16 protein-coding genes and 1 pseudogene are annotated in these 21241 nt (G+C 38.0%); 5 read left to right on the forward strand and 12 right to left on the reverse strand.

Annotated elements, in window-relative coordinates:
- The 5 genes and pseudogenes from MTBBW1_RS06890 to MTBBW1_RS06910 all read right to left on the reverse strand — a co-directional run.
- The coding region (locus MTBBW1_RS06890) for a virulence RhuM family protein (RefSeq protein WP_483863757.1) at positions 1-288 on the reverse strand (288 nt) is incomplete at its 3' end.
- Between the two features lie 76 nt (positions 289-364).
- Positions 365-529, reverse strand: a pseudogene (locus tag MTBBW1_RS30300) (type II toxin-antitoxin system HicA family toxin); the annotation flags it as partial.
- Between the two features lie 53 nt (positions 530-582).
- Positions 583-813 (reverse strand): type II toxin-antitoxin system HicB family antitoxin, encoded by a 231-nt coding sequence (locus MTBBW1_RS06900; protein WP_080801164.1) that lies wholly within the window; start codon positions 811-813, stop codon positions 583-585.
- A gap of 61 nt (positions 814-874) precedes the next feature.
- Entirely contained in the window at positions 875-4705 is a 3831-nt protein-coding gene (locus tag MTBBW1_RS06905) for an Eco57I restriction-modification methylase domain-containing protein (RefSeq protein WP_080801167.1), read from the reverse strand.
- 21 nt (positions 4706-4726) lie between these two features.
- Positions 4727-7975: a helicase-related protein gene (locus tag MTBBW1_RS06910; RefSeq protein WP_483863758.1), complete on the reverse strand. Its 3249-nt coding sequence runs from the start codon at positions 7973-7975 to the stop codon at positions 4727-4729.
- Between the two features lie 1025 nt (positions 7976-9000).
- On the opposite strand from MTBBW1_RS06910, the gene MTBBW1_RS06920 reads away from it, so the two are divergent.
- The 3 genes from MTBBW1_RS06920 (at position 9001) to MTBBW1_RS06930 (ending at position 13464) form a co-directional block, all read left to right on the forward strand.
- Positions 9001-10752 carry an Lcl C-terminal domain-containing protein gene (locus MTBBW1_RS06920; RefSeq protein WP_080801174.1) on the forward strand — a complete coding sequence of 584 codons (1752 nt, stop codon included), beginning with the start codon at positions 9001-9003 and terminating at the stop codon, positions 10750-10752.
- Between the two features lie 412 nt (positions 10753-11164).
- Entirely contained in the window at positions 11165-11884 is a 720-nt protein-coding gene (locus tag MTBBW1_RS06925) for a response regulator transcription factor (RefSeq protein ID WP_080801177.1), read from the forward strand.
- Positions 11885-11985: 101 nt separating this feature from the next.
- The gene (locus tag MTBBW1_RS06930) at positions 11986-13464 is read left to right on the forward strand and encodes an ATP-binding protein (RefSeq protein WP_186441127.1); all 1479 of its coding nucleotides are present in this window, start codon (positions 11986-11988) and stop codon (positions 13462-13464) included.
- A 191-nt stretch (positions 13465-13655) separates the two neighbouring features.
- Here MTBBW1_RS06930 and MTBBW1_RS06935 read toward each other — a convergent pair whose 3' ends face one another.
- From MTBBW1_RS06935 to MTBBW1_RS06955, 5 genes are all read right to left on the reverse strand, one after another.
- On the reverse strand, positions 13656-13901 hold the full coding sequence (locus MTBBW1_RS06935) for a hypothetical protein (protein WP_080801183.1): 246 nt from the start codon (positions 13899-13901) through the stop codon (positions 13656-13658).
- A gap of 175 nt (positions 13902-14076) precedes the next feature.
- Positions 14077-14463, reverse strand: a complete 387-nt coding sequence (locus tag MTBBW1_RS06940) for a toxin-antitoxin system TumE family protein (RefSeq protein WP_080801186.1) — start codon at positions 14461-14463, stop codon at positions 14077-14079.
- The gene (locus MTBBW1_RS06945) at positions 14438-14743 is read right to left on the reverse strand and encodes a hypothetical protein (protein WP_080801188.1); all 306 of its coding nucleotides are present in this window, start codon (positions 14741-14743) and stop codon (positions 14438-14440) included. Before MTBBW1_RS06945 ends, MTBBW1_RS06940 begins: the two co-directional genes overlap by 26 nt.
- Before the next feature lie 7 nt (positions 14744-14750).
- Positions 14751-14933 (reverse strand): type II toxin-antitoxin system PemK/MazF family toxin, encoded by a 183-nt coding sequence (locus MTBBW1_RS27720; protein WP_139786693.1) that lies wholly within the window; start codon positions 14931-14933, stop codon positions 14751-14753.
- Positions 14933-15181: an AbrB/MazE/SpoVT family DNA-binding domain-containing protein gene (locus MTBBW1_RS06955; RefSeq protein ID WP_080801190.1), complete on the reverse strand. Its 249-nt coding sequence runs from the start codon at positions 15179-15181 to the stop codon at positions 14933-14935. The genes MTBBW1_RS27720 and MTBBW1_RS06955 overlap by 1 nt, the downstream gene beginning before the upstream one ends.
- Positions 15182-15729: 548 nt before the next feature.
- On the opposite strand from MTBBW1_RS06955, the gene MTBBW1_RS06960 reads away from it, so the two are divergent.
- The gene (locus tag MTBBW1_RS06960) at positions 15730-16971 is read left to right on the forward strand and encodes an exonuclease SbcCD subunit D C-terminal domain-containing protein (protein ID WP_080801194.1); all 1242 of its coding nucleotides are present in this window, start codon (positions 15730-15732) and stop codon (positions 16969-16971) included.
- Positions 16972-17104: 133 nt separating this feature from the next.
- On the forward strand, positions 17105-20362 hold the full coding sequence (locus tag MTBBW1_RS06965; protein WP_080801197.1) for an AAA family ATPase: 3258 nt from the start codon (positions 17105-17107) through the stop codon (positions 20360-20362).
- Between the two features lie 58 nt (positions 20363-20420).
- Here MTBBW1_RS06965 and MTBBW1_RS30305 read toward each other — a convergent pair whose 3' ends face one another.
- Positions 20421-20627 carry a HipA N-terminal domain-containing protein gene (locus MTBBW1_RS30305; protein ID WP_186441128.1) on the reverse strand — a complete coding sequence of 69 codons (207 nt, stop codon included), beginning with the start codon at positions 20625-20627 and terminating at the stop codon, positions 20421-20423.
- Positions 20615-20860: a helix-turn-helix domain-containing protein gene (locus MTBBW1_RS06975; protein WP_186441129.1), complete on the reverse strand. Its 246-nt coding sequence runs from the start codon at positions 20858-20860 to the stop codon at positions 20615-20617. The genes MTBBW1_RS30305 and MTBBW1_RS06975 overlap by 13 nt, the downstream gene beginning before the upstream one ends.
- Positions 20861-21241 lie beyond the last annotated feature (381 nt).

Here is a 21241-nt window from a genome sequence, read left to right on the forward strand (position 1 = left end):
TATTGATTTTACCCTGTAACCCACTGAAATGATGACATCAAGATTATAGTAATTCGGGGCTTTTTGTTGAAATTCGGAAATTCCGAATTTCTTTAACGTCTGGCTTTCTTCAAGCTTTCCTTCAGCATAAATATTTTTAATATGCTCGTTAATCGTTGATTTTGCTTTCCCGAAAAGCATTGCCTTCTGGTCCTGTGTCAGCCAGACGGTTTCATCTTCCAACTGCACATGAAGCTTTGTTGTGTCGTCCGAACCCGTGTAAATGATTATTTCTGAATTTTGTTCCATGGATTATCCTTCCAGAATCGGTTTTAATATCTCAGGCGATTTTTCGGAAAAGCTGTTCATAAATCATTACTATTCTTTATTTTGATGACAAAAAATCTTCAGTACCAATATTAGCCTGGTGTAATATCGCTCTTAATGTTCCTTCCGGCATATCTCCTGGGTGATTAGGAATAGTTGTATATCTGTCTGTTTCAAAATTATGCCAAATTTCATGACTTCCTGTTGCCTGTCTATTAAAAGCAAATCCAAACTTTTATAATTTGTCGATAACTAAAACCTGCAAGTCTCCCCATCCTAAACTCCAACAATGAGAGGATAATCAAAATTATCATTAACCATAGGCAAGTTGGGAATAAATTCTTTTTCTTTGCGTGCTTCTATCAGCTTTTTTGCAACATCACGGGCTATTTCAAGAGTTTCAGAAACTGTCCTGCCCTGGGCAACAAGACCTTGTATTGATTCTGATGTGGCAAGATAAAAGCCTTCAGGTAATTTTTCTATGTGAATATTTATTATTCTTTCCATTTTATATCTCCATCAATAAACGTAAAGCATTATCTCTTATGTTGATGTATTTGCCATGAAATCAACCCTCCAGGATTGGTTTTAAGATTTCAGGCGATTTTTCAGAAAAACTGTTCATCCGTTTGACTATTTCACTGTTTGGATCACTCCAGCGGGTGTGGAGTTCGGCTATTATCTGTTCTTTTTGGGTGTCGTTCAGGGTTTCAAACTCTTTATCCTGCATTACTTTTTCAATGTCTTTTTTTACAAATTGCAGGACATCTATTTTTCGTTCTTTCATATGGTCGGGGAAGTAGAGTTCGAAAATGATAGCATCAATGAGGTGTTCACAAAGGTCATGTATCCTACTGTTGGTCTTTTTGTCACTAATGATAATATCGACGAGAATAATTAAAGGTTGCTGTTCAAATTTGGGGATTTTTTTTATTGGTATCAACGAAAGCGGTTTGTTAAAATATTCCCTGGTTTTTCCTTTGGGTTTACCAATAAATCCATAATACCAGTCGATAAGTTTAGAATTCAATATTGCTAAAACATATTTAATATTAAATTCATCCTCATTAATAATGATTGCCCGAATGTCACCGCCATCATTAAAGTATTGTTGATTGTCATATGCAAATCGATTCATTACAGCGCGATATGGAACAACAATTTTTTCCTTTGCATCGAATATTTGCTTCTTCCTGGGGCGTTCAAAACGATACCAAGAGTACAAACCTTTTTTTACTTCATTTCTGTTTTCAAGAACCTTTTTATGCGTTTTCAAGTAAGCAAATACATTGGGATAAGATTCTATAAGTGTATTATTATCTACATAAATCAACAATTTCCCTCTATCACGCAGAGTATATTTATCAATATCACCGTTTTTAATATTCCTTCGTAATATTGTTTTTTCCAGCTTCCTTTCATCTGCTAAACCACAAGGAATAGTGAAGACTTTATTTTTCCCTGATGTTGGACCTTTTTCGATTGTTGAAATATCACCAAGAAATACAGATTTGTTTTTTAATCCATTTAAAATAGTGGTATTCTTTTGATCTGCTACTAACCAATTTTCATTTAATTTTTTGCGATTAATGGAAAATGAATTGAGTTCTTTTTCGATATCACTTGAGAAAATTCTCTTATCGCAAACAGCTTCAAAGAAAAACACATCATCATGTTTGGGAGTATTATATGATACAGAAATACAGGTATGGACACTTGCTGCGTCAAAAACCATGTATTCTTTGAAATTAACAATTTTTGATATATGCTTTCCAAGGTTCTGCCTCAGTCTCTGCGCATATTCATTACCAAGAAAATAATTTGATGTGATAAGTACAGAGCATCCTCTTTTTCTAAGCATTTTAATACCTAAAAACATAAAGTAATAAACAATATCATTATAACCAGTGTGAATAGTATCATATTGTTCTGATAGATATTTAACGATTTTTTTATCTAATTTATTTATATTTAAATACGGCGGATTACCAATCACAACATCAAATCCATCCTTAACATCAAACATCCACTCCGGATCAAAAAAAGGTGAAACTCCATTCTGGTCATAGGGGTCCCATCCTGCCAATTGTTCGGCAGACTCAACCGGCAAATTGCCTTTTTTCAGGATATCTGCAATTTCATTTCTGAGTTCTTCATCTTTTTTGCGATATTTCACCTTGGTTGCTTTGGTTTTGGCACCAAACAGTTTATGCCGGATAGCTTTTAATTCCGCTTCTTTTTCCTGTACCTCTTTGGTGTAAAACAACTCACCATCCGGCTTGTCAATTCCGATAAGTGTATTGGCTGTAACAAATTTGGTTTCAAGGTTCGGGAGCGGTCTTATCCCAAAATTATCTTTTTTCTTGTTCACCTTCTGCTCAACCACAAGGGATATGAAAAACCTCAGTTTTGAAATCTGGGCGGCAATGGGCTGGATATCCACGCCATAAATACAGTTTTCTATTAAAAAAAGTTTCCGGGCATAGTCGGGATTGTTGATGGATTGATCAAACGCTTCATTAATTTCATCGAGAAGCTGCTTTCTCTCTTCCTTATCTTTGATGACAAAAACCCCTTTGGTCGCTTTTTCTGCCTTTTCCAATTGCAATTCCTGCCAGTACTCATTATTTGGATCAACTTTTTGCAGGATATGCACCATTTTTTGTAAAATACCCATGGGGAAAGCACCTGAGCCACAGGCAGGGTCAAGGACTTTGCAGTTATCAAGTGAATTTATTATTTTTCTGGAAAGAGTGGTGTTATTTTCAAAAGGGTTAGCAGGTTCAAAAGAAAGCAGTTGATGAAGTTTATCATCCAACTCTTTTTCCTCCATATCCCAATTTGAAACAGAGTTTTTAAGATGAGCAATCAGGCTTTCATCTACCATATAGTTGACTATTTCCCTTGGGGTGTAAAATGAGCCTGTTTGTTTTCTGGCGGTTGTTTTTGTTTCAGGATTGTAGCTTGCAAGAAGGTTTTCAAAAACCTTTCCTAAAAGTTCGGGATCAAGGGCAACATCCTCTTCAATGGGCGTGTTTTCAGCAATGGTGAATTTATAGGATTTTAAAATATTGATTAAGCCTTTTACCCCGGCTTCTTTTGCTCCTCTGTTTTTTGTGCCGTAATCAGAGCTTAGATCGGTTTTTTCTTCTTTGCCAAAAAAGAGATAATCTGGAACAACAAGATTATTGGCTACTCCGTCTGTCTTGCTCATATTATCGGAAAAGCCGTCTATATAAATGTTCTTGTATTTATCATCAAGGCATTCAAAGAGACCGCCATTTAAAAACGGCACAACCTTGTTGACCATTTCAAGAAAGGCATCAGGGTCTTTAAAATATTTTTTATACCGCATAAGATAATCAATACCGCGATGTTGACCGTAACCTTCTCCTCTAAAGCCACGTTCTCTAATGTCAATGCTGTCTGGTTTTACAGGACAGTTAAGCGTGGCATAAAAGAGATTCTGCAAAATGGCTTTATAATAGATGCTCTCCTCTTCTTCAAATAAACTCTCATTTTCACGGAAAGGGGATATTTTTTTCAGGATATTTTTCTGCAATGTTTCTAAATCAAACAACTCTTCCGGTATCAGCTTTTTTTCCTTAATAAACCATACAAACAACAAACGTGTAAGAAGCCTGATTATATTTTGAGCTTTGTGCTGGTGGTTTTTATCATCTATATATATTGATTCAGAAGGAAATGATACATGTTTGATTGCCCAGAAGTACCAGTTGGACAGTTCGGAATAAAACTTTTTATTAAGAAGATTAACACTGAACACTTCCTGCCAGTATTGATAAAGTCCTTCAAAAGAATTGATTCCCTTTTTGCCTGACCGGGTAATTTTTAATTCTTCAAGTATTTTCAGGTGTCCGGTGTGCGGATTTTCTATTTCAATATCACGCAGAATGGAAACCTTGCCTGCTTTTTCACCTTCTCTCCACTCTTGTTTGTATTTTTGTCTTTCAGCATTGGCAAGAGAGATAAAATTGTCATATCTGAAAAGAACAACAACAGGGGTGTAATAAAACTCACGGTTAAAGGCTCTCGTGATTTCTGCAAGTTGTGTCCGTGTTGGTAAAAGACCATTTGCTCTGTCTGTCAGCGTAACACCAAAAATCAGGATACCGTCATACCCTTTTTTATTATTTTTTATTTCAGAAATATCTGCACTTTTTGAACTGGAAAAAGCCTTGTCATCCACCATGCCAAGGATATAGACATCGCTCATAAGCTGATATGCAGGGTTTGTATCCTTATAAGTTTTTGATAAAATATCCTGTGGTTTCAAAGGTTTGTCATCAATATAATTAACAGGAATATTCAAGGAATCAAAAAGGGTTTGAAGCCCTTTATAAAATTGATCTTGTTCTTTAAAATAGTCTAAATTCATCTTTTCCCCATTCACAATTGATTATTCGCAATTAACCAGAAACCAGGTGATTAGATCAAAATTTTGTAATTGATACTTATCATTTACGCTTGTATTTTTCTTTAATCGCTCTATTGCTGAACTGTCCCCTGTCTTCAATTTAGCAAGGATATCTTTTGTTTCAGCTCCTGCCCGTTTTTTAATGGAGCCGTCCTCCTGGATATCCTCTTCACTTGATTGTGAATCAAGCCACTTTTTCAGAGCATCTACAAGTTCTTTTATTTCGGTCTCTTCTCCTCTTTCAATTTTCTCCGGGACAAATCGAGGTTCTTCCTTATGCTGAGAAAGTGCATCTAAAACCTCTTTTTGATTCAGCAGCACCGGCTCCCCGTTTTTATTTATGTAGATTAGGTCATAGATTTGATATTCATGGTTTAATACTTTGGGTGGTTTGGAAGGATATCCAAGCAACGCTATAATCCCCGTCTCCGGACAGATAGATTTGTTGGCTTTAAAACCGGTATAAACACCTTTGGGCATTTTTTTGTAATATTTTTCATCTTTTTGAAATTCTTCAAGCAGGTCTTGACGAAAGTCTTCAAGAGATAAATTATCAAAACCAAGTCCTGCATCATTTTTTTCAATCTCATCCCATGAAGTTTGCATCTGCAACAGCATTTTTTTATTCAGTTTGTCTTCAAAATCATCATCTGATGCCATTTCTTTAAAACTGCCTGAAAATTCGAGATGAACCTCTGATCCGGCAAGTTTCATCATTGTCATGCGCTCTTCAATTCTGCCTTTTAGATTTAGATAATTGTTTATATTATCCGACGGCCAATAATTGATGCCATATATTTCTTTATTTGGTGAGCCAAGCCGATCAATACGGCCAAACCGTTGAATAATTCTGACCGGATTCCAGTGTATGTCATAATTAATAACCATATCACAATCCTGCAGATTCTGACCTTCACTTAAAACATCGGTAGTGATGAGTATATCTATGGGTGTTTTAATTTTAGAATGAACTTCCTTATTATTCTCTGCTGCCCATTCTACCCACTGGTTGTATTGTTCCACTTTAGAAAGATTATTTTCACCGGGTGCAAAGTCCCATTCTTTTTCGTTAAAGAATTTAGTGAAAGGGGCAAATCTTTCAAGGATCTGTTCGAACAATTTTGTTTCATGTTCGGAAGAATCTGTTTTAGAGACATCTCCGCTAACAACAGCCATCTGTGTAAAGCCTCTTTGTTTAAGCTGATCAAACAGATAGAATGCTGTGTCTTTGTAAACTGTAAAAATTACAACTTTTGGGTTGTCATTATTATTACCGGATTTTCTTTTTTCTTTAATTTCTTCAATCAATGATTGAAGTTTATCATCTTTGCTTTTATGGTTTTTATTACCGGCCAATTCGTTTTTTATGGCTTTTTTAAATTTTTCCAGATTATTAATTAATGACTCAAGTGCTTCAATATCTTTTTTAAGATCCACTTTATAGTTATTAATGTTTCCTGCTTTATCTATATCCGACAGAAGAACCTTTCTTTTCCTTCCAAGGGTTAAATCAGCAGCAATATCTTCAAATTCGTCATCTTCTAAAACATCCGGTTCTAACGCACTAATTAAATCCTGGTCTTGTTGTTTGTTTATATATATATTTATTTTATCCAATGCATTTTGGTGATGATTTAGTATTTTTTGAGTCGTTGAATGAAAAGAAAACCATGAAGATTCAAGTCGTTTGACAAGCAAAATATATAACATTTTTACGAGAAAACGGTCTCTTTGCCTTTCATCGTACAGTTTATCCACATCTTTTGTCTGCTCTACATAAAATGAAGGCTGGTATCCTGAAAGCATAGGAGGGAAATGATCAAAAAGTTCTTCGAAACTTTCAAAATTACCGATTTGTTTGGGTGTAACAAAGATATTTTTGGGTTTTTGTTTCTTTGGAAAATGCAGCCCTGTTTTTTCCTTTTCGATCATTTGTCTGGTTCTGGCTACAGTAAGAGAATCTGTGAGCTTAAAAAAATCAGCAGGCAACATTTTGATAAAATCGGTTATTTTTGGGCTGTCATCATCACGCCATTTTTTGAACGCTTTTTGTGCTCTGCCAAAAAGGTGGTCTATATTTCTTATGGAATGGGATTCATAAAAGCCATTTATGCTACCTTGTTTGATAAGCTTAAACTGATTTCGTATATCAATAAGCGTATTATTTATTGGGGTTGCAGATAACATTAAGATTTTAACATCATCATTCTTCTTTAAAATCTCTTCTACAAAAAATTGATATCTGTTTGATTTCCCGTTTCTTAAATTATGGCTTTCATCAATAACAAAAAGCTTTGGTTTATCGTTGATGAATAAAGTATCTGATCTTTCAAGCCTGTAAGCTTCTTTATTCATTCTTTCATCAATTAAATCCGTATGGAAACGAATAAAAAATTCAAGATTGTCCTTTTCAAATTTTGAATTTTGATGCCTGGAATATCTGTTCCAGTTATGTTGGAGTTTTTTAGGGCAAATCAAAATAATCTCACGCCCCTGTAATTGAAAAAACTTCATAACGGCAAGGGCACTCCATGTTTTCCCAAGTCCAACTGCATCTGCTAAAATAGCTCCATCATATTTTTGAAGCATCTTTATTAAACTTAGAACCCCTTTTTGTTGAAAATCATACAATGTGTTATATATGATCGTATTTTCCAGTCTGCCAACCTGGCGGTTAAATTCAGGGTTGTCTTGTTCTGTGAGGAGTTGATTGCCAAAAAGCTCAAACAGCACCTTATAATAAAGCTGTCTTGGGGTGTATTTGATAAATATTTGTTCTATGGATTCTATCAAATATTTTTTGAATGGAGTTATGTGTTTTCTTCCGGTTTCATCAATGATTGTTTTTTTTGTATGTGCTTCTTTGCTTTTCCATAAATCAGTAAACCATTTTTTTAATTCCTGATATTGATTGTTATTGCCTGTTTCAGCTATATTAAGCTCGATATTGTTCGTTTCCTTTAAACCAATACCTGCTTCAGTTAAGTTAGAGCTTCCGGAAATAAAATACTTGTGCCTGTCATCTTGTTCAGGATTGAACAGGTATATTTTTGCATGACAAAAATTAGGTTCAAGTGTTTTGGTCTCAACTTTTTCCTGTTTTAGAAATTCTACAGATTCTTTTGCTATAGCAGAAAGCTTTAGGGCCGCCTCTATTGTGATATTCTCATTCAACAAATCAATTGTACGGTCTTGTATCATATCAATATTAACAATATCGCCAAGAATCATTCTAAAATTCTTAATCTTGCTGTTTATCTGACTGGAAAGGTATGCAAGTGCCCCAACTGTGAAATAACCGGTAACGATATCTATTTTGCCGGATTCAGTGTATTCCCTGAGCCATTCGTAAACTTTTTGATTTTCATTTTTATTATCTAATATCATTATTTTCTCTTTAATCTGGTTGAAAATTGATTTTTAGTTGAACACATAACAGTTAAATTAACACTACCTTGAGACCAGATAACAGTCAAAAGCCAATCAATTAAAATGCAATCGCTAAACAATATGTTTTAATTAATTCAAATATTTATATTCTAAATTATATCGCATTAAAAAAAAGATCCAAATAAATCCAATGCAAAATGACCTATGTAAACTCTCATGGCCAAATAAGATTTCGGCTACCCCCGATAATGAAAACAAAATGTGTTTTCACGGTAAACGGGCATGGCTGTTAGCCCGCCACCCCCGAACATGAAAATATGTATCCATTTTCACGGTAAAAGTATATCAGGGGAAATTGCCTTGGCATCAATGTGATCAGGGGAAATTGGATTAATATTCATATGAACAAATCATATAATAAAAACATAAATTATCAACTGATACGCCGAAATTTAAAATAGATAATATTATTATTTTTTTAACAAAAAAATGAATTTTTATAATATGTGAATGTTACCTTGTCAACAGCAAATAAGCCCCTATTACCCACTGGACAATTCTTCCCATGGTTGTAAAGAGGTTTTCATGGGTACTGAAAAAGTTCTTCAGAATCAGAGAAACAAAGGTCTTGGAATATCAGCTAATATTTTTATGGGAATAGAGTTCCCAATGTGCCGGGATAATACACCAGGATTTATGCTTTTTAGCTTATCCTCTATTTTTTCACACAATTCACTCATTTTTATCTCACATTCTCCTGCTATATTGATTTCAAGGATCAGGGGGAAACTATCTGCATTGAAAAATCATCTCCCTCTGTTGCATCAAAAATATTTGAGATAAATGATTGAGAAAGGAGGATCCCAATGAAAAACGAAAACAAGGTATTTGCAAAAAAAGAAGAGGAATCAAATATAGCTTCATATCCTGATCACTTCAACCTCGGCCATGAAAAACAAAGGTACTATCACGGTGATTTTTTTAATGTGCAAAAAATCACATGGGTATTGCTTATGCTGTTTTATCTTGTATTTACAGGAAGTGTGTCGGCTGTTCCGGCAGCGCCCACACTCTCCCTGGAACAGGAGAATGGGAGCATGACAGTCAGGTGGAGTGAAATTGAAGGTGACCCTGAATATATTCTCTCCTTTGCACCATACCCCACGGTGGATTATATTCACGAAATCAATATGCAGCACAACAATGAAATTTCATTTGAAACATGGCCTGGAGCTGCATATTATGTTGCAATACAGGCTGAAAAAGATGGTGAGGTCGGCCCCTATTCCAATATTGAACACTTTATTGTACCTGAAACACCATTGAGTCCTGATTCTGAAGTAAGTGATTCAAACTATGAGCCGTTCATTGACAACAATTATTTTGATTTTGCTTATGGAGATGTGGAATCCGGTGAACGACTTATAGATTCCCAATACGCATCCAGTGCTTATTACAACATGGATGAAACAGGCATGGATCAGGGTAGCATGTTTGGTGTCAATTTTGCTGATGGTCGTATCAAAGGTTATGGGCTTGAAATTTTTGGCAATGACAAAACCTTTTATGTGATATATGTGCGGGATAATAAATCCAAAAATTATGGTGTCAATCAATTCAGGGATAATGGTGACGCTACAATTACCGATCTGGCAACAGGTCTTATGTGGATGAAGGATGACAGTGGTTATGGCATGGTGTGGCAGGATGCTTTAAGTTATTGCGAAGATCTTACCTTTGCTGGATATTCAGACTGGCGTCTTCCAAATGCCAAAGAGCTTCAAAGTATTGTGGACTACACCCGCATGCCGGATGCAAATGAATTTACAACACCTTCCAAAGGGGGCCCTGCAATTGACACTGACTTCTTCAATATCACCTCTTTTATAAACATAAATGGAGATAAGGATTGGGGATATTTCTGGTCAAGCACAACCCACAAATCATCAAACGGAATGGGTGGCTCTGCTGCCTATGTAGCATTTGGAAGAGGCTTGGGCAATATTGACGGAAACGGAAACTGGGTGGATGTACATGGAGCCGGATGCCAGAGAAGCGATCCAAAAAAGGATGATGGAACTGATTATTCCAATGGACATGGACCACAGGGTGATGCCATATATATTTATAACTATGTCCGCCCTGTAAGATATGACAAGAGCGTCACAGCACCAACCTATACTGTTGTGGATACCAACCAGAAAAGTTACTGGAACAATGCCTTTGAAATAGAAGAGCCATCACCAGGGGCGGAGTTCTACGGACAGGATGCTCATTATAGTGGTAACGCTCTTAGTTATACAGACAATGGGGATGGCACAATTACCGATAACAACACCAAACTTATGTGGCAGAAATCTCCTGATACCAACAAAGATGGTGTAATAGGAGCTGATGATAAATATACCTATGCCGAGGCGATTGCCAATGCAGCTTTATGCAACACAGGCGGCTATAATGACTGGAGACTTCCCACCATTAAAGAACTCTATTCATTGATACAGTTCAGCGGTTCCGATGTCAGTATGGAGAGCGAGCTTGATTTGGGAGAGGATATATCAGACAATGCGCCTTCTGTGCCTGTCTATGAGAGGCCAGAACCAGGCAGATTTTTTTGATTCTGTTTCTGGAGCAACAAATGCTGGTGACACATTTAGAAAAATTTTAAGGCATGTTTCATATCAACTCAAAAGTAGTTTACACTTTTTGAAAAATTGTGAACCATGATTAAAGGATTTAAGGATTAACATGATTAAAAATCGTGATAACCCCTTAATCATGAAAATCAAGGTTCAAAAAAATGTAACCCGATAAATGAAGCAAATCATATTTTCTCAAAATCGACACCTATGATCTTTTGAGCCTTGTTAATATTGTCTGAATCAGGATGCCCAAGATTAACAAGATAAGGCAGGATTATCTATCATGAACATCCTTTTTATCCTGGTTATCCTGATTCAGACAAATGCAATAACTGCCGGAAAAGCAATAAGGTGTCGATTTTGAGTATTTTTATGGAACTCTATTAATATGAAAAACACCCGGATACTCATTGTGGAAGATGAAAAGGATATTGCGCAAATCCTTCAGGAGTATATGAAAAAAGAGGGATTCCAGGCCACTGTCATTAGTAACGGAAACGATGTTCTCCCATTTGTAAAAAACACTCTCCTGTCGCTTATTCTTCTTGATCTAATGCTTCCAGGAATGGATGGCAGGGAAATTTGCAGGGAGATCAGAAAATTTTCCAACATACCCATTATAATGCTAACTGCAAGGGTGGAGGAGATAGACAGGATTATCGGCCTTGAGCTTGGAGCTGATGATTATGTCTGTAAACCTTTCAGCCCCAAGGAAGTTGTTGCAAGGGTTCATGCCGTGCTTCGCAGAACATTACCTGACCCTGAAAAAAATGTTGAAACCGATAGCAAAGCGGAGACAAACCCTCGGAATGTAATCAAAGCAGGCCCGCTTCAGCTCCATGTAGAGAGCAGGGAACTTATAATAAATGGGAACCCATCTTATCTGACTCCAAATGAATTTGAGATTCTGTCAATCATGTTACAACGCCCGGGACAGATTTTCAGCAGAAACACACTCATAGAAAAAGTCCAGGGATATGATTTTGAAGGATATGATCGCACCATCGACTTTCATATTAAAAACATACGCAAAAAAATCGCTGAGCATCTGCCGGGCAAAAAGATAATTCAGGCCACATATGGAATCGGGTACAAAGTCGTAATATAATCTCCTATCAATGTGCTATTAGGGCACAATTTCAGCTATAGCATTTAAGGCTTTAATTTAAAATGAAACTACAATCCAAATTTTGTCTTGTGTTCCTTCTGATGTCTGTTTTAATAATCTGCCTTATGGCAACAGTTATGTACTTTGCTGTTTCAATGAATTTCAAGGAATTTGTTACAAAAAAAGAGCTTGGAGAACTTGACAATATAGTACATGCACTGGAGGAAATATATGACCGAAACCACGGTTGGAATTCCCTTATCAATGATCACAATGCATGGCACAGGATGATCCAGACTGCGGCACCTGCAAAAGAGCGAAATAACGGAATCAAGACAACTCCTCCTCCCCGTTTACATCCAGCACCGCCTCCACACCATCCAACAAACCATGAAGGCCGGCAACTTACCCCATTAATGCAACATCCACCTCAACCTGATTTTGAAAGTGAGCGCATTAATCTTCCCATGAGACTCTGCCTTCTGAACAGAAACAAGCAGCATATTGCAGGACAATTTCATGGTGACAGGCGCTATGCATTTAGAGATATTGTTGTAAATGGTGAAATTGCCGCTATTCTGGGTCTTGAAATTATTGAAAAAAGACGCCATCCATTTGAAATCGACTTTCTGGCTGCCCAGAAAAAGGGATTTTTGATGATGGGAGGAGGAGTGTTCCTGTTAAGTGCCCTCCTCTCTTATCTGCTTGCACGTCAGATGCTCTCCCCGATTACTGAACTTTTAAATGGAATCAATGCCATGAAAACCCTTGATTTTAATTTTAAACTCAATACTCGCTCCCATGATGAACTGGGCAAGCTGGTTGAGCATTTCAATGCAATGGCATTGACACTTAACAAATATGAAACCATGCGAAAACAATGGATATCAGACATCTCCCATGAACTTCGCACACCTCTTTCCGCACTACGGGCAAAAATTGAAGCAGTTCAGGACGGAATTCGTCCCATGACCCCTGAAATGCTTGAAAGCCTCCATATTAATGTCATGCAGCTTGCTAAACTGGTTGAGGATCTCCATTATCTCTCTATACACGATTCAGACAACCTGACCCTCCAAAATGATTATCCGGATATTTTATCAATCACAAGAGACACCATAAACTCGTTTCAGGAAAAAATGGAATCCAGTCAAATAAGATGCTCCCTTAACATAGCCGATGATACAGTGCCTGTTATCGCTGGAAACCGCAACAGTCTGGAGCGCCTATTTTTCAATATCGTTGAAAACAGTATCCGCTATACAAACTCTCCCGGGTACCTTGAAATCAACGTCTCAACCAGCAAAACCCATGCTATTATATCATTTGAGGACTCAGCTCCAGGAGTGCCTGATCATGCCCTGGAACTTATTTTCAATCGTCTCTTCAGAGTGGAAAAATCCAGAAGCCGTGAATTGGGAGGAAGTGGTCTGGGTCTGAGTATCTGTAAGCAAATTGTGGAAAAACATCAGGGGGAAATTTCAGCATCTCATTCCAGTCACGGCGGCTTGAAAATTACTGTTCAACTGCCTTTGCTAAAAGGAACAAAACATTATATTGATATTTCACATCGTCCTTAGACACATCGCAGACAAACTGAGTCAGCGTTGTATACCGTATAAGGACGAATCATATATACTGCTCAAGAAAGTTCTCCTTACTGTTGGCACTATTTTTAAGTTGACATAGTAAAATTTATGACACATTTATTTTAATAAGAGGCATTTAAATCGTTCCATAGTGAGTTTTGCGGTACTGACAAAAAAAGCTTTTAAAACAAACAACTCCATTCGGGTTTATGGGTAAGAACTGCCTTATATAAATTTACAAAAAGGCCGATTTCAATGTCTTCCGGTGTGCCGCCCTGATCATCAGCCACATCAACTGAAACTTCAAATCCCCATGTATCAGTCTTTCCAGGGATCACACGGACATGGGAAAACCTTAGCTCCACGACAACCGGCTGGCTTTTTTCTGTATCTTCTACTGGTACTGGATTTTCATCAAACAAGCTCATCCAGTTCCTCCTTATGGTTTTATCAGGACAAACGCATCAAAAAAATATTTGAGATATACTCAAAATCGACATCTTATTGCTTTTTCAGAAATTGTTGCATTTATGAGCCTGTTGATTTAATGCTTTTTTGTTAAATCTGTTAGCCATTTTGCTTTTATTTACTATAAATACTCTTTCATAATTCGGCAAAATATGTATTTGTAATCTCGTCCAAGACTTCCTGCATATTGGGAATTGTTGCCGAACGTATTTTATCAGGTGTATGCTTATGATCATGAAAACCAAGAGCAGGTTTATGATCGGAATTATCATACCGAAAGCGTAATGTTGCCTGAGCATCCTGATAATGAAATGAGTACATCTTTTTGTCAAGACGGTAGCGGAGATCAAGATATTCTTTAAAAAAAAGTGTTGATCCATCAAGAAAGCCTATCACACCTTTCAGCAATCCGATGTGTTCTGTTCGAACATCGATTTTCACATAAGACGACACGATGAAGCCTGTTTGAGTGCATTCCGCAATCGCGGTATGTATGTCAGTAAGATACTCGTTGAGTAACATATTCAATACTTTGCAAAAGTTCCAATTCTTCCCAAATGGCTTGTCGAAGCTTCAGTTCTCCCATCCAACTGACATAATCATCGTCGCCACCCTCAAGATCATCTGCCGTATAGTGGTTCATAAATTGTTCTGACGAGATGTGATATTTGGTTTCAAATCGTTGAATTTCCTGTTCAGTTTTCCGAAGTCCAATTTCAACCCGCTTGACTTTTGCCACAATCGCGGATTGAATTATGGGAAGTACATTTTGTTGATCTGATGTAATCTGGATTGTGACCATACCTCTTTCACCTTTTATGTTGTTCTTTTTGGTTAGTCTCTTTCCGTTTTCTTAATAAGCTGCCGCACCAACTGCTTTCGAGGAATTTACTGACGACAAAAGCAGGTCGCCGACCTTTTTGCTCATGGCCAGATTGGGGATCAAATGTAATTGCAACAAGATCACCCTGATCAGGGATATATACCGGCATTACCAAACCTCTTTGCCGGCTGATTTTCCCCAGTCAATTTCAAAATTTTGATACTCTTCTGGGATACGTGACACAAGATCTTCAAGTTTATAACGCCCACGTATTTTTTTTGATGGTATAATATGAATAACACCTTCTTTTACAGAAAGATTGACTTCATCGCCAACCTGAATTTGTGCTTCTGCCAAAACACTCTTAGCAAGGCGAAGACCTTGACTGTTACCCCACTGTTGAACTTTTGCAAGCATAATCGATCTCCATATGAATTTAGTGTATCCAAAGTATATACTAAGTCCTGATTATGTCAATAGGCATATTCCAAATACATCCAGTGAAAAACGAGCAAAAACTTATTTAAATATGGGATAATTTGTAGGCATATCAATGAGAAATTTTGATATAAATGCGACTTAGATGCCAACAGTTAATTATCATGGGCTTTTGCCCTCTAATAAAACCATTTTGGCTATTTTATATGAAAGTCTCGGTAACAGCCTGTTTTTAAAACGACTTTCATCTCTTCGATTGTGGCGGTCATCAGCCATGTACGTTATATACAAGCAAATGTCCATATTTTTATATTATCAGAGCAACTGCCTTGACAGCCATATACATTACCTTTTATAAAAGCATTTACCTTATCCTTACTGTCTAATCAGGATACCCGAGATTAATAGGATAAGGCAAGATGATTTATCATGAACATCCTATCCATCCTGGTTATCCTGATTCAGACAAATACAATAACTGCTGAAAAAGAAATAAAATTTCGATTTTGAGTTCAATAAGGTGATACATGAAAATTCTTCACACATCAGACTGGCACCTTGGGCGCTCCCTTTATGGACGAAAACGCTATGATGAGTTCTCGGCCTTTCTCGACTGGTTAGGTGACACAATAGAGAATGAAAGCATTGACGCACTTGTAATTGCCGGTGATATCTTTGACACAGGCACCCCGGGAAACCGTGCCCAGAAGCTATATTATCAATTCCTTTGCAGAGCTTCAAACTCATGCTGCCGGCATATTGTTGTCATTGCCGGCAACCACGACTCACCATCATTTTTAAATGCACCCAAAGAGCTTCTAAAGGCACTGAATGTCTATGTGACAGGCTCAATTACTGAAAAACCAGATGATGAAGTGATAGTTCTTTGTGATGAGCAGAAAAAAACAATGGCCATTGTATGCGCAGTTCCCTACCTACGTGACAGGGATATCCGTACAGCAGAACCCGGAGAAACCATTGATGAGAAAAATGCAAAACTTGTTGAGGGTATTAAAAACCATTATGCCTCAGTATGTGCCATAGCAGATAAAAAGCGAATTGAATATGAAAAGGCAGGCTTTTCAGACATTCCTCTTATTGCAACAGGACATCTTTTTGCTGCCGGAGGCAAAACAGTTGACGACGACGGCGTCAGGGAACTTTATGTGGGTTCTCTCACCCATATGGGAGCAGAGATTTTCCCCCCATGCATTGATTATCTTGCCCTTGGACATCTGCATGTTCCCCAGTGTGTTAAAAACACAGAACATATGAGATATTGCGGTTCTCCAATTCCCATGGGATTTGGTGAAGCAAGGCATGACAAAAAGGTTATTATGGTTGAATTTAACGGTAAAATACCTGCTATAAGAGAAATAAAAATACCCTGCTTTCAAGCTCAGGAAAAAATAACCGGCAGTCTTGACCACATTCAAAAGAGAATAGCAGAGCTTAAACATTCTCACAGCAATGCCTGGCTTGAAATTGAATACACAGGCAAAGAGATTGTCGCCAACCTTCGGGAGATACTCAACAGTGATATTGCTGATTCAGAAATGGAGATTCGCAGGATAAAAAACAGACCAGCCATGGAACGAGTGATAAGTGCAATCAGGGAAGACGAAACCCTTGATGACCTTGATCACAGGGATGTCTTTGTCAGATGCCTTGATGCATCAGATGTTCCTGACAATGATCGCGAAGAGCTTACTGCTTCCTATAACGAAATAATCATCTCCCTTTATGAAGAGGATGTAAACGCTGAATAAACGGGCATGATTGCGTATCAATCACCCCCAACTATAAAAATGATAGTTATTTTCACGGTAAACGGGCATGAATGTGTATCAACCACCCCCAACTATAAAAATGATAGTCATTTTCACGGTAAAAAGGAGTCTCATGAAGATTCTTGAACTTAGATTTAAAAACCTCAATTCCCTTTATGGCGAGTGGATTATTGATTTTACCACCCCCGAATATATATCAAATGGTATCTTTGCCCTTACAGGCCCCACAGGTGCCGGAAAATCCACAATCCTTGATGCTGTTTGCCTGGCTCTTTACGGTGCAACCCCAAGACTTGGGAAAATTACGAAAAGCACAAATGAGATAATGTCCCGTCAAACAGGGGAGTGCTATTCAGAGCTTCTGTTTGAATCTATCTCTGGAAAATTTCGATGTCACTGGGAACAGAGACGCGCACGCAAAAAGATTGATGGTGCATTACAGACACCTGAGCACCAGATTCTGGATGGTGAGTCTGGAAAACCCATCGAAACCAAAAAAAGCCTCGTTGCAGGAGAAATTGAAAAGAACACAGGAATGGATTTTGACCGTTTTACGCGATCCATCCTGCTTGCCCAGGGTGGTTTTGACACCTTTCTTAAAGCTGATGTGGAACAGAAATCCAAAATTCTTGAACAGATCACTGGCACAGAGATCTATACTGAAATTTCAAAACGCGTACATGAAAAACAGAGGGAAGAAGGGGAAAAACTAAAGATTTTGCAGGCAGAGACATCAGGTATTGTGCTTCTTGAACCTGAGCAGGAAAATCAAATAAAACAGGATATTGAAAAAAAAGGAGTGGATGAGACAGAGCTTTTTTCTCAAAATGCGGAAAAACTAAAAGCCATCAACTGGTTAAAAACAATTGAAAATCTAAAAAATGAAATCAGGTTGCTGGATGAAGCCAAGGAAGAGCTTAAAAGAGCTCAGGAGTCCTTCAAGCCAGAGCTTTCAAGACTTGATCTTGCACTGAAAGCAGGTGAACTTGACGGTGAGCATGCAACCCTTGTTTCAGTTAGAAAACAGCAGGCAGAAGATAAGGCAGCTCTTGCAATGGAAGAGACAAAACTTCCTGAACTTGAAGCTCTGCTCAAGAGTAAAAAAGAGATCATGCAATCTGCGGAACAACAGAGTGCCTCAGCAGGAAAAGCCCTTGAGCAACAGGCACCCCTGATTCAGAGGGTGCGCTCCCTTGACCAGAAAATCTCTGGCGAGAAAAAAAACCTCGAAGCCCATGAAAAAGCATATAATGAAGAGATTTCAAAAATCAATTCTGACAAAAAACTTAAAATCAGGGAACATGACAGGCACGAAAAGATAAACGAGAAATTAAAAATTGTTGAGGATTATCTCACCACTCATTCAAGTGATGAGTGGCTTGTGGGAGGTCTTGGGGGCATTGAAGAGCAGTTGGCTTCCCTGCTTGGGATACAGAAAAAGATATCAATTGTGCTTGATGAGGAAAAGCGTCTTCAAGAGCTTCTTAACCAATCATGCAAAAAAGTTGATGATATCAATAAAAAACATGAAACAGCAAAAAAGAGACTTGAAAATGCACTGCAATCCATTGAAAATGCCGAAAAGGATTTAACCCTGCTCCTTGATGGAAGGCTACTTCGTGAATACCGAACAGAAAAAGAGACGCTTCTTCGGGAGATGGCTTTTCTTGCAAAAATTGCGGAGCTTGAAGATCATCGCTTAAAATTAGAAGATGGCAAACCCTGCCCTTTGTGCGGCTCTCTCAACCACCCTTTTGCTGAAGGCAATGTGCCTGTGCCTGATGAAACGGAAAGAAAGATTGAATCAGTATCCCAACTGATACAAAGTGCTGAACAGAAGGAGATGACCATTAAAAAACTGGAAGCATCTGAAAAGAAAGCACAAAAAAGCCTTGCCGACATTGAAAAACTTCAATCTGATGCCCTAAATGAAAAAAATAGTGCTGAAAAAAGCCTTTTTGACCTGAAGAATAATCTGATTGACCTCAACTCTGAATTTAAAGACAGAAAAAAAGTCTTGGGTGAAAAACTTCAACCCCTTGGGGTGGAAGAAGTTCCTGACAATGAACTCTCTGTTCTGACTCAAACCTTGAGAAAAAGAGTTGAAAAATGGAAAAGCCATGTAAATCAAAGGGATAAACTGAAGCAGGAACTTATGGAAATCAAAAGTGAATTAAAAAGTCTTGAGGCAATCATTGAGACACGATGCAAATCACTTACCGAAAAACAGAAAGCCCTGGATTCAGAAAAACAAGAGTATGAAAACCATTGCAGTAAACGTCATGAGCTGTTTGGAGACAAAAACCCTGATGCTGAAGAGATGCATCTTAATAAAGAAATTGACCATGCCCGTAAAAAAGAGAAGGAGGCAGGAAAACTCCTTGATGAAGTAAACAGAAAAGTTGCATCTGCCACAACATCCATAAATAATTTGAAGGAACGAATCAGCAAAAGAGTCTCTGAACTTGAAAAGCTTGAATACTGTTTTGACAGCTCTTTAAAAAATGCCCAATTTGCAGGTGAAAAAGAGTTTGTTGAAGCACGTCTGTCTCCTGTAGAACGGGAGAGATTAAAAGAAAAGGCAAAAAATCTTGATAACAGGGAGACAGAGCTTAAGACAAGACAAAAGGACAAAATAAAAAGCCTTGAAAGTGCAACAGCAGAAAAACTGACAGACAAACCCATTGAGGAGCTTGAGCCACAATTAAAATCAGCAGAGGAAAAACTCAGGGAGATCAGGGATGAGATTGCTGCTCTAAAACACAGGCTTAATGAAAACATTGCTGCCAAAAAACGTATAGAGGATAAACAGAGCGCAATAGATGCGCAGAAAAAAGAGTGTCTTCGCTGGGCAAAACTCCACGAACTCATAGGCTCGTCAGACGGCAAGAAATACAGAAACTTTGCCCAGGGCCTCACCTTTGAACTTATGGTATCACATGCCAACCGCCAGCTTGCGAAAATGAGCGACCGCTACCTGCTTATAAGGGATAATGAAAACCCCCTGGAGCTTAATGTAATTGACAACTATCAGGCAGGAGAAGTGCGATCAAGCAGAAACCTATCAGGTGGTGAAAGTTTTATTGTAAGCTTAACCCTTGCACTGGGTCTTTCCAAAATGGCCAGCCAGAAAGTACGGGTTGATTCCCTTTTTCTGGACGAAGGATTTGGCACACTGGATGAAGATGCCCTTGAAACCTCCCTTGAAACCCTCTCAAACCTTCAGCAGGATGGCAAGGTCATAGGCATTATTTCCCATGTTTCCGCACTTAAGGAGAGGATTGGTACACAGATAACAATATCTCCTCTATCAGGTGGCAAAAGTAACATCACAGGCCCTGGATGCCGCAGGGTTGCAACTGGGTTTTAAGCAATTCTACATAAGTACCCGCTTGAGAGCTTTATTGGACTTCTCTTTTATGCGATCTTTAATCGACTCCACCAGCGGGTTCGCCCAAGGCTCTTGTTGGATGGTCTGAAAATGGCTCATCCTGCATGGGGAGGCAAACAGATAGAGGAAATGCAACTTGGGACGTCATCCATTGCCTTGAATATTTGAATGAAAACAGACGATGAGCGTCTAACGTCAAAGTTCCGACAAGCAGTTGATCGTAATAGACATTCAAGGTTTCCAAGAGTCTGCCTCCCCTCTTTTGATGAGATGTAATTCAAGGCCAAGTCCATTCAGGAGTTCAAATATTTTACCGATTTGAGCCGTGGGCTTCCCCTTTTCAAGTTCTAAAACAAATTTTCTTCCAACATCGGTGTATTCAGAGATCTCTTTCTGGGTGAGTTTAAGTCTTTTGCGCTCTTCTAAAAGATATTGTCCCAGCTCTTTCGGATTGTTGATTTTAGACGATGTAGTCAATTTACCACCTGCAAAGGAGAAATGTTTTTCAATTTGATTTTTCAGTATTTTATTGGAATTCAATTAAGATTCAATAAAAAGTGTCCGATCTGGGATTTTTTGCATTTTTTATTAATATTTTTGGGAAAAAGTCCCCGATAAGGGACTTGTGTTGTCTTGTGGCGTGAGAGATCGGCATCAAATCAGGAATGTCTGCGGAAATATTAATCAGAACTTATACATTCTAAAAATCGACATCTTATTGCTTTTTCAGCAGATATTGCATTTGTCTGAATCAGGATAACCAGGATGGATAGGATGTTCAGGATATTCCATCCTGCCTTATCTTTGTTAATCTTGGGAATCCTGATTCAGACATTAGTGACAAGGCTCAAAAGATAA

Origin of the sequence: Desulfamplus magnetovallimortis, from assembly GCF_900170035.1 — a bacterium.
In the GTDB taxonomy this organism is placed as follows: domain Bacteria; phylum Desulfobacterota; class Desulfobacteria; order Desulfobacterales; family Desulfobacteraceae; genus Desulfamplus; species Desulfamplus magnetovallimortis.